The sequence below is a fragment of the Micromonospora sp. C28SCA-DRY-2 genome (genome assembly GCF_030519475.1).
Classification (GTDB): domain Bacteria; phylum Actinomycetota; class Actinomycetes; order Mycobacteriales; family Micromonosporaceae; genus Micromonospora.
Map to the genome: position 1 here is coordinate 813,982 of NZ_JAUMKD010000003.1, position 13,872 is coordinate 827,853.

7 protein-coding genes are annotated in these 13,872 nt (G+C 71.3%); 5 read left to right on the top strand and 2 right to left on the bottom strand.

Annotation, left to right across the window (positions count from 1 at the left end):
- The first annotated feature begins 137 nt into the window (after positions 1-137).
- The 3 genes from Q3W71_RS17310 to Q3W71_RS17320 all read left to right on the top strand — a co-directional run bounded on the left by Q3W71_RS17310 (position 138) and on the right by Q3W71_RS17320 (position 5,657).
- A complete protein-coding gene (locus Q3W71_RS17310) occupies positions 138-1,619 on the top strand; it encodes an aminopeptidase P family protein (protein WP_302920363.1) in 1,482 nt (493 codons plus the stop codon).
- 305 nt (positions 1,620-1,924) lie between these two features.
- Positions 1,925-3,661, top strand: a complete 1,737-nt coding sequence (locus Q3W71_RS17315) for a right-handed parallel beta-helix repeat-containing protein (RefSeq protein WP_302920364.1) — start codon at positions 1,925-1,927, stop codon at positions 3,659-3,661.
- 361 nt (positions 3,662-4,022) lie between these two features.
- Complete coding sequence (locus Q3W71_RS17320) at positions 4,023-5,657, top strand: right-handed parallel beta-helix repeat-containing protein (RefSeq protein WP_302920365.1); 1,635 nt, start codon at positions 4,023-4,025, stop codon at positions 5,655-5,657.
- Between the two features lie 99 nt (positions 5,658-5,756).
- Here the strand turns inward: Q3W71_RS17320 and pulA are convergent, their stop codons facing one another.
- The gene (gene pulA / locus Q3W71_RS17325; RefSeq protein WP_302920366.1) at positions 5,757-11,252 is read right to left on the bottom strand and encodes a pullulanase-type alpha-1,6-glucosidase; all 5,496 of its coding nucleotides are present in this window, start codon (positions 11,250-11,252) and stop codon (positions 5,757-5,759) included.
- 297 nt (positions 11,253-11,549) lie between these two features.
- Positions 11,550-12,467 (bottom strand): LysR family transcriptional regulator, encoded by a 918-nt coding sequence (locus tag Q3W71_RS17330; protein WP_302920367.1) that lies wholly within the window; start codon positions 12,465-12,467, stop codon positions 11,550-11,552.
- 111 nt (positions 12,468-12,578) lie between these two features.
- Between Q3W71_RS17330 and Q3W71_RS17335 the strand changes: the two genes are divergently transcribed.
- Positions 12,579-13,301, top strand: a complete 723-nt coding sequence (locus tag Q3W71_RS17335; protein WP_302920368.1) for an aspartate/glutamate racemase family protein — start codon at positions 12,579-12,581, stop codon at positions 13,299-13,301.
- 29 nt (positions 13,302-13,330) lie between these two features.
- Entirely contained in the window at positions 13,331-13,807 is a 477-nt protein-coding gene (locus tag Q3W71_RS17340; RefSeq protein ID WP_302920369.1) for a RidA family protein, read from the top strand.
- The last annotated feature ends 65 nt before the right edge of the window (positions 13,808-13,872 follow it).

Genomic DNA, 13,872 nt, shown 5'->3' on the forward strand with positions numbered 1-13,872 from the left:
GGGCCGCCCGGATCAGACCCCGTACCGGTCCGAGCGGGCCGCCGGCACCGGGGAGGGCGCTCCGCCGGGCCACCACCGGCTCCCTCCGGCGCCGGTCGCGCGGTACCGTCGGGGCCAGTAACGAGGAGGGAGCGAGCATGACCGAGGAACGCACCGGTGGTAAGCCGACGGACGGCACCGAATCGCACGACCCGGACTTTCCGGAGGCGTTCCTGTCGTTCATGCGGCAGGGCTGGCGGGACACCACGCTGCCGGTCGGCCCGCGGCCGGAGGTGCCGAACTACGCCAAGCGCCGGGCCGCGCTCTCCGCGGCCTTCCCGGGCGAGACGCTGGTCATCCCCACCGGCGGTGAGAAGGTACGCGCCAACGACACCGACCACCCGTTCCGGCCGGGCAGCGACTTCGCCTACCTGACCGGCGACCACGACCCGGACAGCGTGCTCGTGCTGCGGCCGAACGGCTCGGGGCACGACGCGACGCTGTACATGCGGCCCCGGTCGTCCCGGCAGACCGACGAGTTCTTCCGCAGCCGGCACGGCGAGCTGTGGGTCGGCCGGCGGCACACCCTGGCCGAGAAGTCGACCGAGCTCGGCCTGCCGACGGCCGACCTGACCGAGCTGGAGGCCGCGCTGGCCGACCTGGCGCCGGGGCGTACCCGGGTGCTGCGCGGGTTCGACGCCCGGGTGGACGCGGCCGTGCGCCCGTACGACGGGCCGCGCGCCGAGGGCCAGCCGGCCCGCGACCGGGAGCTGGCGATCGCCATCTCGGAGCTGAAGCTGGTCAAGGACGAGTGGGAGATCGCGCAGCTCCAGGACGCCATCGACGCCACCGTGCGGGGCTTCGAGGACGTGGCCCGGGTGCTGCCGGCGGACCGGAGCGTCTCCGAGCGGCTGCTGGAGGGGGTCTTCGCGCTGCGGGCCCGGCACGACGGCAACGAGGTCGGCTACAACTCGATCGTCGGCGCCGGCGAGCACGCCACGATCCTGCACTGGGTGCACAACAACGGCGCCACCCGGCCGGGTGAGCTGCTGCTGATGGACATGGGCGTGGAGAACCGCCACCTCTACACCGCCGACGTGACCCGGGTGCTGCCGGTCAACGGCCGGTTCACCGCGTTGCAGCGGCAGGTCTACGACATCGTGCACGCCTCGCAGCAGGCCGGCATCGAGTTCATCAAGCCGGGCGTGAAGTTCCGCGACGTGCACCTGACCTGCATGCGGGTGCTCGCCGAGGGCCTGGCCGACCTGGGCCTGCTGCCGGTGAGCGTGGACGAGGCGATGGACGAGAAGTCGACGGTCTACCGGCGCTGGACGCTGCACGGCTTCGGGCACATGCTCGGCATCGACGTGCACGACTGCGCCAACGCCCGCAAGGAGATGTACCGGGACGGCACGCTGGGCGAGGGCTACGTGCTCACCGTCGAGCCGGGGCTCTATTTCCAGCCCGAGGACGACCTGGTCCCCGAGGAGCTGCGCGGCATCGGCGTACGGATCGAGGACGACGTCCTGGTCACCGCCACCGGCGCGGTCAACCTCTCCGCCGGGCTGCCCCGGACGGCCGACGAGGTGGAGACCTGGCTGGCCGAGCAGCGCGAGGCGGGTCCGCGCCTGCCGGGCTGAGTCCACCCGAAACACGCCGCAGCCCGGCCGGGACGTCGTCCCGGCCGGGCTGTTCGCTGTCGCGGCGCGGTCTCTTCGCCCGGCGCTGGCACGCGTTTGTGCTGCCCAACTCCCTTCCTCCCACACCGAGCCGCCTGGTGGCGACCACGCCCGCCTGCGTCGAATGCGGGCTTTTTTCGGATACGTCCTCATCACGAGGAAACCTCTCATACGGTGGCGAACAGAGGCCGCAGGCGATTTGTGGCTGGTCGCGGGTCTTCGACTGGTACGACCCCGTCTGGTAGCGGAAAGGGCGGAAGGCTCTGATGTCCACTGATGAGACGACTCCTGACGGCACGGCCCTCACCGGCCCGCCGAACCGGGGGCGGCGGAAACTCTGGGTCGCCGCCGGCGTGGCCGGGCTGACCGGCATCGTCGGTCTGGCCGCCCTGGGTGGCATCGCCGCCCGTGACGACTCCTCCGGCGGCTCCGACCGGCCGGACGCGCGCTCCGACGCGCGGCAGAACGTCAGCGACGCCGGCAAGGCCGACGGCGCCGGTGACGGGAAGGGTGAGAGCGAGGCCGGCAAGCGCGAGACCGGCAAGGGCGAGGACGACTGGTCCGGTGCCAACTGGAGCGGCCAGGAGGACCGCCGGGACGACAAGGGCAAGGCGAAGGACGTGCCGTGCCACACCGACAAGCTGATCCAGGCGATCGTCCACGCCAACGAGAACCACGGCGGCGTGCTGGAACTCGCCAAGGGCTGCACGTACGAGCTGACCCGCAGCGAGCGCGGCAACGGCCTGCCGGTGATCAAGGAGAAGATCGTCCTCAGGGGCCACGACACGAAGATCGTCCGGGCGGCGGCGGTCGACCGGTTCCGGATTCTGAACGTGGGCCGGGGCGGTCATCTGACGCTGAAGGACGTGACGATCAAGGGCGGGCAGACCGAGGCCCGGAAGATGGTGCCGCAGCCGATGTCGGCGGCGGAGTTCGGCGGCTCGACGCAGGTCGCACCGGCGCCGGCCGCCCGGCCGGCCATGGTCGCGCCCCGGCCGGCGGTCACGGCCGCACCCCAGGTGTCCGTCACACCGAGCCCTGGACCCGGCGGCGGGCCGGCGCTGGCGTCGCCCGACCGCACCCCGACACCCGCGCCCGACCTCGCCCCCACCCAGCCGCCACTCGACGCCGCGGACGGGGCGGGCCTCCTGGTGCAGCGCGGCGGCCAGGCCGACATCGAGCACAGTGTGTTCGTGCAGAACCAGGCCGGTGGGAACGGCGGCGGCATCGCCAACTACGGCACCACGAACATCCGCAAGAGTTCGGTCGAGCACAACACCGCCGGGCTGTTCGGCGGCGGCCTCTTCAACGCCGGCGTGCTGCGGGTCGAGGAGTCGAAGGTCGACAACAACACGGCCGGCGAGGGTGGCGGCGGGATCGCCAACGGCACCGCGCCGAACGGCTTCCCGGCCACGGGCGGCACCGTCTGGGTGTGGAAGGGCACCATCAGCCACAACCGGACCGCCGGCCTCGGTGGCGGCGTCTTCGACAACGGCGGCGACACGACGATCACCCAGAGCCGCATCACCGACAACACCGGCACCAGGGACGTCGGCGGCGTGATCGCCTTCCGCGACACGAAGCTGAGCCTGGAGCACGTCCTGGTGGCCAACAACCACACCGCGGGTGAAGGTGGTGGCGTCGGCGTCGGCCGGCATGCCCACGCGGTGATCGAGCAGAGCGTGATCAAGGAGAACGTCGCCGAAGGGTTCGGCGGCGGGGGCGTCTACACCGACGACCTGGGCAGCACCACCCTGCGCGACACCGAGGTGGTGGCGAACCGTGCGGTCGGCCTGTTCTCGGTGGGCGGTGGCATCGTCAACGATTTCGGCAGGACCACGCTGATCCGGACCAAGGTGACCCACAACGTGGCCACCCAACCGCCGGGCGGCATCTGGACCAACAACGACCGCGTGGATATCGACGACAAGTCGGCGGTCAAGGACAACCGGCCCACCAACTGCCAGGGCAGCCCGGTCATCCCGGACAACTGCTTCGGCTGATCCACCCGAGTGCGACACCACATAGAGAAGGGGGCTCCTCCGCGCCACCACGGCGGTGCGGAGGAGCCCTCGCCGTACGCCCTCGTCCCCCGCCGGCCGTTGCGCGCCGATCGGGGCGATCTGGGGCGGCTCGGGGCGCTAACCGCCTCCCCGGTCGCCCTGTGGGCCGATGGTGCCCCAGCACGCCGTCCAGCCCGGACTAGGGCGAGCCGCGCTAAATGCGGGCTTATTTCGGATATGGCCACGAGGCGAGGAAGATTCTCATACGGTGCTTCTGGGAGCTACAACCGATTTGTAGCAGGGGACGCTCGCCTGAGGCGTGGCGACCCTGTCTGGTACGAAGAGAGGGCAGAGAGCTCCGATGTCCAACTACCCAGCTAAGAACAGCGCCTCGGGGCAGGGCGCGGCGTCCAAGGGGCGCCGCAGGCTCTGGCTCGCCAGCGGCGTCGCCGGGCTCACCGGCGTAGTCAGCATCGCCGCGGTCGGCATCGCCACCGGTGCCGGCGCAGTGGGCGCGGACGCCCTGAAGTGGTCCACCGCCCAGGTCAGCAAGGACAGCGACCGGGGTGCCGCCGAGGAGAACCGCGACCACAAGGACAAGGACAAGGAGTGGGACCGGTCCGACAAGGACCGCGACCACAAGGACAAGGACAAGGACCGCGGGAAGGAGGTGCCCTGCGACTCCGACAAGCTGATCCAGGCGATCATCTACGCCAACAACAACCACGGCGGCGTACTGGAGCTCGCGAAGGACTGCACCTACAAGCTGACCCGCTCCGACAAGTACGGCAACGGTCTGCCCGTGATCAAGGAGCACATCACGCTCAAGGGTCACGACACCAAGATCGAGCGGGACGCCACGGCCGACCACTTCCGGATCCTCAACGTCGGCCGGGGTGGTCACCTGAAGGTCAAGGACCTGACGATCAAGGGCGGCAAGACCATCGACAACGAGCGCCTGGGTGACACGCCCGAGGCGGTCTGGTCCCGGTACTCGAACTCGGTCGAGGCCGGCAAGGCCGCCCAGGCCAACCAGCCGTACCTGCCGCTGCTCCAGGCCAACCCGAAGGGCGCGGCACTGAAGGCCGCGCAGGCCGGCAAGGCCGAGGTGGCGGTCCTCAAGGACGGCAACGTCCACGACGGTGCCGGCGTCCTGGTGCAGGAGGGCGGCAGCGCCGAGTTCGAGAAGACCCACATCGAGCGCAACCAGGCCGGTGGGGTCGGCGGCGGTATCGCCAACTTCGGCAAGACCAGCCTCCACCACACCTCGGTCTCGGACAACACCGCGTTCTTCTACGGCGGCGGCATCTTCAACGCCGGCGTGCTGAAGGTCTCGGAGTCCAACGTGAAGGACAACGCCGCCGTCATCGGCGGTGGCGGTATCGCCAACGGCGCGGCCTTCATCTTCCGGGACGACATCTCCGGTGGCACGGTCTGGGTCGAGAAGACCGACATCAGCAGCAACGAGGTGCTCGGCTTCGGCGGCGGCCTGCTCGACATCGAGGGCGACACCACCGTCAAGAAGTCGAAGATCTCCGAGAACCTCGCGGTGCTCGCCGGTGGCGGCGTCGCGGCGGCCGGGGACAGCAACCTCGACCTGAAGGAAGTCAAGATCAGCAACAACAACACGTTCGGTGTCGGCGGCGGCATGGCCCTGGCCTTCCGCGCCATCGCCAACGTCGAGAAGAGCGAGATCAAGGACAACAAGGCCGGGCTCTTCGGCGGCGGGGTGTTCGTCTTCGCCTCCGCGGTGACCTTCCGGGACAGCGAGATCTCCGGCAACTTCGCGGGCATCGCCGGCGGCGGGATCTTCAACGTCCTGGGCAAGGTCGACCTGTACGACACCAAGGTGTCGCACAACCGGTCCACCTTCGAGCCGGGCGGCGTGTTCAGCATCGGCGGCAAGGTGAACGTGGACGACAAGTCCGCGATCAAGGGCAACGACCCGACCAACTGCAAGGGCAGCTTCGACAAGATCGAGAACTGCTTCGGCTGATCGATCGGGTGCCGTCACCCGGACCGGCCCCCTTCCGCGCCAGCGGAAGGGGGCCGGTCCTCGTCGTCGCCGCGGTCGGTCCGCGCGGCCCGCGACGGGTCAGCGCTGCACGAAGACCGCCACGCTACGGGCCGGCACGGTGAACGTGCCGGTGCCGGGGTCGAACGACGCCGTCCGCACCGCCTCGTCCGCCGAGGTGCGCAGCACCGGGTGCAGCGCCACGTCCGCGCCCCGCAGCCCGGTCACCCGCTGGGCCGCCGTCTCCGGGGTGGCGTTGAAGACCACCGTCACCGACCGCCACCGCGGATCCAGGCCCCGGCCGTCCAGCGTCATGGTCAGCACGCCCGGGGTCTCCCCCGCGCCGGACAGCGGGAACGCCACCCGCCGCTGCACCTGCTCGGCGGTGGCCAGCCCGAACACCGGCGAGGAGGCCCGGATCCGCAGCAGTTCGGCGTACCGGGCGGCGGTGGTGTCGATCGCCGCGCAGTCCGGGATCAGCGCCGGGTCGGCCAGCAGCGGCCGGGCGTACGACCACTTGTCCTGGTTGTCCTGCGCGGGCGGCAGGCCGGCGCCGAACCCGTTGCCCCGGGCGCAGTCCCACCGGATCTGGTTGAACCAGTCCCCCGAGTTGTACGAGTTGCGGTCCAGCGACTTCGAGCGCAGCCGCTCGGTGCCGGTGGTGACGAAGCCGGTCCCCTGCCCCATCACCACGGTGCTCAACGCCAGCACCTGCATCCGGGACCGGTCCGCCGCCGAGGTGTCCTGTGGCAGCTTGTACGCCAGCGCGTCGTACAGGATCTCGTTGTCGTGCGCGTCGACGTAGGTGACCGCCTCCCCCGGCGCGGCGGTGTAGCCGGCGGGCGAGCCGTTGTAGTCGACCTGGGCGCCGGTGACCCGGTCGCCGGCGGAGTTGGTGAACCGGTAGCCGGCCAGGTTGCCGGTCAGCCCCACCTTGATCAGGTCGTGCTGGTGCAGCAGCCGGGCCCGCTGGTCGGCCGCCGAGCCGTTCACCGGGTCGCCGTTGGGGTCGGTGAACAGGCCGGAGGCGAAGCCCTGCTGGCGCGGGTTGGCGTCGAACGGCCCGCCGCCGCGCACCGCGTCGCGGAGCCGGTCGTTGAAGGTGCCGATCCCGGTGCCGGCCATGTTCGCCTGGGTGGCCTGCACGAAGCGGGCGTCGTTCGCCACCTCGCCGAAGTTCCAGCCCTCGCCGTAGAGCAGGATCGACTTGCCGTCCACGCCGTCGCGGGCCAGGGTCAGCCTGTCCAGCGCCGCCCGTACGGCCAGGATGTTCGCCTTCGGGTGGTGACCCATCAGGTCGAACCGGAACCCGTCCACCTTGTACGCCCGGGCCCAGGTGACCAGGGAGTCCACCACCAGCTTGCCCATCATCGCGTGCTCCGGCGCGGTGTTGGCGCAGCAGGTCGAGTTCGCCACCGTGCCGTCCTCCAGCAGCCGGTGGTAGTAGCCGGGCACCACCTGGTCGAGCACCGACTTCGGGTCGGTGCCGGCGGCCGAGGTGTGGTTGTAGACCACGTCCATCACCACCCGCAGGCCGGCGCCGTTGATGCCGGCGACCATCTGCCGGAACTCGGTGGTCCGCCGCGCCCCGCCCGGGTCGACCGCGTAGCCGCCCTCGGGCACCGTGTAGTGCAGCGGGTCGTACCCCCAGTTGTAGCCGTCGGTGTCGGCGACGGCCGCCACGCACTTCTGCTGCTCGTCCGAGTCCGGCGGCAGCGCGGCCAGGTCACAGGCCGGCTGCCGCTGCTCGGCCCGCCGCTCGGGGATGGTGGCGAAGTCGAACGCGGGCAGCAGGTGCAGGTGGGTCACCCCGGCCTCGCCGAGCGACCTGAGGTGCGTCATGCCGGCGGTGCCGGGGTCGGTGAACGCCAGGTAGGTGCCGCGCCGCTCCGCCGGCACGGTGCTGTCGGCGATGGAGAAGTCCCGCACCGACAGCTCGGAGACCTGCGCCCGGGTCGACGGCACCGCCGCCGGCTTGCGCAGCTTCGCCCAGCCGGGCGGGGCGAGCTTCGGGTCGGTGAGGTCGACGAGCTGGCTGTGCGTGGAGTTCGGCGCGAGGGCCAGCGAGTACGGGTCGGTCACCGCGGCGGTGACCACCCGCTGGGCCGCCGGCTGCCACGCCTCGACCTGGTAGCGGTAGTACTTCCCGGCCCAGGCGCGCGCGCCGCGCACCGACCAGACGCCGGTGCGGTCGTCCCGGCTCATCGCCACCGACGTGGGCTCGCCGGTGGGCGAGTCGAAGAGCTGCAACGAGACGGTGCGGGCGGTGGGCGCCCAGACCGACAGCGTCGGCACCCCGCCGGAGAAGGTGGGGCCGAGCCGGGCGTCGGTGGCCCGGGCGTAGACGTCGTCGAGCACCCCGGGGATCTGCACGCCGGTGGCGGCCAGCAGCTCGCCCTCGGCGTCCCGCTCGGTCACCAGCAGTTGGCCGCGCAGTGCCGCCGGCACCTTGGCCAGGTCCCGCCGGTCCAGGGTGAAGCTCTGGTACGCCCAGAGGTGGGGGAAGGCCGCGCGCTGGGCCTCGGTGAGCCCGTTGCGCTGCGCCCGCAGCGGCAGCGAGGTGTACGTCCCGGCCAGCTCGCCGTCGACCACACTCACCCCGCCGGCCGGCGCCGCCACCAGGGCGTACGTCCTGCCGTCGGTGGGCCCGGTCTGCCAGGCGACGGTGGACCGGTCGATCCAGTGCGCCCGCTGCTTGGTGATGTCGGTGTCCCGGCCGGTGCCGGTGGCGGTCGACGGCACCAACCGGCCCCGGACGCCGGCGAGCAGCCAGACCTCCCGCCCGGCGTCGGCGAAGTCGAGTCGCTGGTCCTCCGGCAGGTCCTTCTCGTCTCCGGAGTGCAGGATGTAGCTCAGCCCGGTGGCGCCGGGCGCCAGCGGCACCCGGAACACCGCGCCGAACGAGTCGACGCTGGTCGGCGGCATCGGGGTGGCCCAGTCGGTCGGGTTGGCCGCGCCGTCCCAGAGGTGCAGGCCCCAGCCGTCGTAGTTGCCGTCGGCCCGGCGGTAGTGGATGACCGCTGTGCCGTCGGCGACCGGCGGGTCCGGCTCGCCGGTGGCCGCCTCCCGGCTCGGGTGGACGGTCGGGTCGCCCTGCTCGACCCAGACCTCACCGGTCTGTGTCACGTCGATGGTGCGGTCCTGCTCGACGTCCTTGTTCCCGAACTTGTCGACCACCAGGAAGCCGACCGACCTCGCCCCCGGCTTGAGCTTCACCCAGGCGAACCGGCCGTACGAGTCGGTGCCCGCGAACGGCTGCCCGGTGGGCCACTCGGTGACGTACCCGGGATCGATGTCGCCCCAGGCGTACAGGCTCCAGTCCGCGTAGTCGCCCGCCGGGCGCTGGTAGTGCACCACCACCCAGTCCCGCGAGGACGCCTGCCCCGGGGTGCCCACGGTGGCGGTGGAGCGGGCGGTCGCGGTGCGCCCCTTGCCGTCGCGCACCACCGCCTTGTACTCCACGGTCGTGCCGCCGGCCAGCCCGGTCAGGTCGTGGTGCACCGTGTAGGGCGCCCGGTCGGCGCTGCCGAGCAGGGTCCACCGGCCGCCGGCGACCCGGGCGGCGACCGTGACGGTGGCCAGCGGATCCCCGGTGACCTGCGCGGTGATCGCTGCCTTCGTGGCGACCGGCTGGTCGGGGGCGGGGCTGGTGATGGTGACCGACGGCGTGGCGTCGGGCAGTGCGATCGGCGTGCCGGCGCGGTGCACCACGGCCGACAGCGGTGGCACGGTCAGGGTGAGCCGGCCGTCGGCGGCGGCGACCGGGGCGGCCGAGCCGCCGTAGACGCCGGTGAAGGTGGCACCGGCCGACCAGGTGTCCACGGTGACAGTCTGCGCGGTGGCGGCGTTGTTCACCGCCACCACGTACTCGGTGCGCTGCTTCGGGTCGATCCGGGAGAAGGCGAAGACGCCCGGCCCGTCGGCGGCGTACCGGGTGACCTGGACGCCGTCGCGCAGCGCCGGGTGCGCCTGGCGCAGCCGGCCCAGCTCGGCGATGGCCCGGTAGAGCGGGTGCGCCGGGTCGTACTGGTCGACCGCGTGGGTGCGGTCGGTGCCGAGCAGGTCGTCGTCGAGGTAGTCGGGGGTACGGGAGGCGAACATGTCCTGCCGGGCGTCCTTGTCGCCGCCCGGGCCGGTGAAGCCCTGCTCGTCGCCGGAGTAGACCACCGGCTGGCCCCGGGTGAGGAACATCAGCTCGTGGGCGAGCCGGTCGCGGCGCAGGTGGCTGGCCGGGTCGGTGCCACCGCCGGCGATGAACCCGCCGATCCGGCCCATGTCGTGGTTGCCGAGGAAGGTGGTCAGCCGGCCGGCGTCGGTGTCCCGGGAGTTGTAGAGGTCGTCGCGGGCGTACACGTCGGCCAGCGCCCTGGCCGAGCCGTCGCCGGCGGTGTAGCCGCGGGCCGCCTCCTGGAAGGCGAAGTCGAGGGTGGCCGGCAGCCCGCCGCGCCGCACGTACGTCGAGGTGATCTCCGGGTCGGCGCTGTAGACCTCGCCGAACATGAAGAAGTCCGGCTTGCCGGCGCGCGCGGCGGCCCGCTCGACGCCCTGGCTGAACTGCGGCCAGAACTCCAGGTTGGCGTGCTTGACGGTGTCCAGCCGGAAGCCGTCGACGCCGGTCTCCACCACCCAGTCCGAGTAGACCTCGGTGAGGCCGCGCACCACCTCGGGGCGCTCGGTCCACAGGTCGTCGAGGCCGAAGAAGTCGCCGTACTCGCTGTTCTCGCCGGCGAAGGTGGAGTCGCCCCGGTTGTGGTACATCGTCGGGTCGTTCAGCCACGCCGGCACCTTGACCTTCGCGTCGGCCGGGGTGTCGAACGTCGGCGGGTACGGGAAGGACCGCGCGTTCACCGCCGGGAAGTCGCGGCTGCCGTCGGCGTAGTTGCGGTCCTCGAACGCGCGCCCCTGCGCGTCCCGGTACGGCGCGCTCGCCTTGTCCACGTAGGGCGCGGACTCGCCGTACCGGATGACGTCGGCGGTGTGGTTGACGATGACGTCCAGGTAGACCTTGATGCCCCGCTGGTGGGCGAGCCGGACCAGCCGCTTGAGGTCCTCGTTGGTGCCGAAGTGCGGGTCGACCTGGGTGAAGTCGGTGATCCAGTATCCGTGGTACCCGGCGGAGACGTCGTCGCCCCGGGCCTGTACCGGCCGGTTCTTGAAGATCGGGGCGAGCCAGATGGCCGTCGTCCCGAGCCCCTGGATGTAGTCGAGCCGGTCCATCACGCCCTTGAGGTCACCGCCGTGGTAGAAGCCCTTGTCGGCGGGGTCGAGGCCGGTGCTGAGCCGGTCTCCGGCCAACCCGCCCCGGTCGTTGCGCCGGTCGCCGTTGGCGAACCGGTCCGGCAGGACGAAGTAGAACTGTTCGGCCCGGGCGTCGTCGGTGCCCGCGCGGAGCAGTGCCTCGGCGGAGGGCTCGGCGCGCCACTGCACCGCGCCGGCGGCCGCGAGCGGGTCGGTGCCCGCCTGGCCGGCGGCGGCGCCGTCGAACTGGCGTACAGCGACCGGTACCGCGACGAGGGCGACGGCGAGCATGCAGACGAGGGCGAGCAGGGCCTTGCGCGGTATCGGCGGGGGTTTCATCGACGGCCTTCCTCTGGTCGCTGATTGGCCCGCACGCTAGCCCTTGCCGAAACATTCTGCAATACCTTGCAAACCAAGTCGCAACAAAGCAGTTCGCTTGCAAGAAGGACGGCCCGGCGCTGTCCCGCGCCGGGCCGTCGACGGTTCGCTGGCAGTGACTGGATGTTGCGGGGCAGGAGGTTGTTGGCGCGTCCTCCGCACTCGCCACAACCCGACATCACCGCGCAACCCGATCGCCGAACGACCTCGGCAACTCGCCGTTATCTGTCGGGAGATCTCCACCAGAACCGGGGCGGTTCAGTTGCCCGGAAATATCGGATCTGCGGCGCGGTGCCGACCATCGACGGCGTTCAGGGCGGTGATGAAACGTGTGAGGAGCGGGCTGGTGTCCTCGGCTCGCCAGACCAGGTGCAAGGTGGTGGCGGTGCCCGCGAGGGGTCGAGGCGTCACGCCCTCCCGATGCAGCACGCGATAGGAGTCGGCCATCACGGCCGCGCCGAAGCCGGCTGCGACCAGCGCGAGGATCGTCTGCACGGTCCGGCCCCGTGCGGCGACGCGCGGCACGATCCCGGCGTGGTGGCACAACGAGATGATCTCGTCGTGCGCATGGGGCGCGGACTCCCGCGGCCACAGCACCAAGGGAATCTCATCGAGTACGGACACCGGCGCCGGCTCGGGGGTCCTGGCGAGAGGGTGCCCGGCCGGCAGGAAGAGGGCCAGCGGCTCGCGCGCCCAGACGCGGGTGGCCAGACGGGCGTCGCGGGCCGGCAGTCGCTGCACCGTCACGTCGAGGCTGCCGCCCAGGATGCCGGCCGACATCTCGGCGTCGTCGAACAGCTCCACCAGGCACAGGTCGACGTCCGGGAGTTCCACTCGTAGTCGTCCGAGGGCGTCCCCCAGCACGCCGTTGATGCCTGATCCGGCGAACCCTACCGTCAAGCGGCCAGTCTTACCCGCGGCAGCCAGCCTTACGTCGTCCAGAGCGGCTTCGGCGTCGGCCAGCATGCGCACCGCCCGCCGAAGCAGCGCTTCGCCGGCCGCGGTGGGAACGAGTCCGCGGCCGGTGCGGGCGAACAGTTCGGCCCCCAGGCGTCGCTCCAGCTCACCCAGCTGCCGACTCAAGGTCGGCTGGGTCAGATGCAGACGGCGCGCGGCCCCGCTGATGGATCCTTCCTCGGCGATCGCCGCCACATAGCCCAGCAGACGTAGCTCCATCCATACCTCCGAGGCATGGTGCGTATATCAATCCATGCTGCAGAGTAGGCGTCGGGGATCAGTCGGTAAAGAATGAAGCCACCTCGATTCCCCGAAACGCCGGAGGGCGTCGTGAAACACCTTGGAGTTCTCGCCCACAGCACGGGAGGGGCCGCCCTGTGCTTCCTCACCTTCTGTGAGGAGGGTTTCCGCAGGACCGGCCGCAACGAGCATCCCGACGTCACCCTGGACTACATCGCCTTCGGATACAGCATGCCCGCCTGGGACGCGGGAGATCACGCCGCGGTCCGGGACACCCTGGCCACCAGCGCGCACCGGCTCGCCCGGGCCGGCGCGGATTTCTTCGTCTGTCCGGACAACACCGCACACCTGGCCCTGGAAGTGCCGGGAGCTGAGCTTCCGCTGCCGGGGTTGCACATCGCCGAGGTCGTCGCGGAGCAGGCCGCCGCCGAGGGGCGCACCCGTGTCGGCGTGCTCGGCACCCGATACACGATGGACAGCGAGCTGTACCCGCGAGCGCTCGCCGCTCGCGGGATCGCCGCGGAGCTGCCCGACGCGGACGACCGCGACCTCGTCAACGACGTCATCTTCACGGAACTGGTGAACGGCGTGATCAGCGACGGTTCGCGCCAGGAATACCTGCGCGTCATCGAACGGCTGGCCGATCGGGGCTGCGACGCGGTCGCCCTTGTCTGCACCGAGATCCCGATGCTGATCACGCCTGATGTGTCCTGCCTGCCGACGTTGGATTCGACTCGGCTGCTGGCCCGAGCGGCCTATGAGGTCGCCGTGGGCGAGCGGCCAATGCCAGACTGGCGCGGCGGCCCTCGATGAGCCCAGGACGCTACGAGCCGGATCCCGCCATGCCGCACCCCGAACGGCGCCTCAACGCACTGGGGCTGACGTTGCCGCAGGTCGTCCCACCGGTCGCGACCTATGTGCCAGCCGTACGCAGCGGTGGCCACGTCTACGTGTCGGGCCAGGTGCCACTGCGCGAGGGACGGCTGATCGCGGCCGGCCGGCTCGGCGACACGGTCAGCGTAGAACTCGGGTACGCGTGCGCACGCCAGTGCGCGCTCAACTCGCTGGCGGCGCTGAAGGCGGAGGCCGGTGACCTGATGGCGGTGGCCCGCGTGGTCAAAGCCCTGGTATTCGTCGCGTCGACGGCCGATTTCACCCGGCACCCAGAGGTAGGCGACGGGGCGTCGGACCTGCTCTGCGAAATTTTCGGCGACGCCGGGCGGCATGCCCGCTCGGCGGTCGGGGTGACGTCGCTGCCGCTGAACGCACCCGTCGAACTGGAACTCCTGGTCGAGCTTCACCGGCCGGCCCGCGGCTGAGTCCGCGAATCTCCGGAGCCCCGCCCCAAGGGAGGGGCGACACCTCTCGATCACAAGGAGGCCCG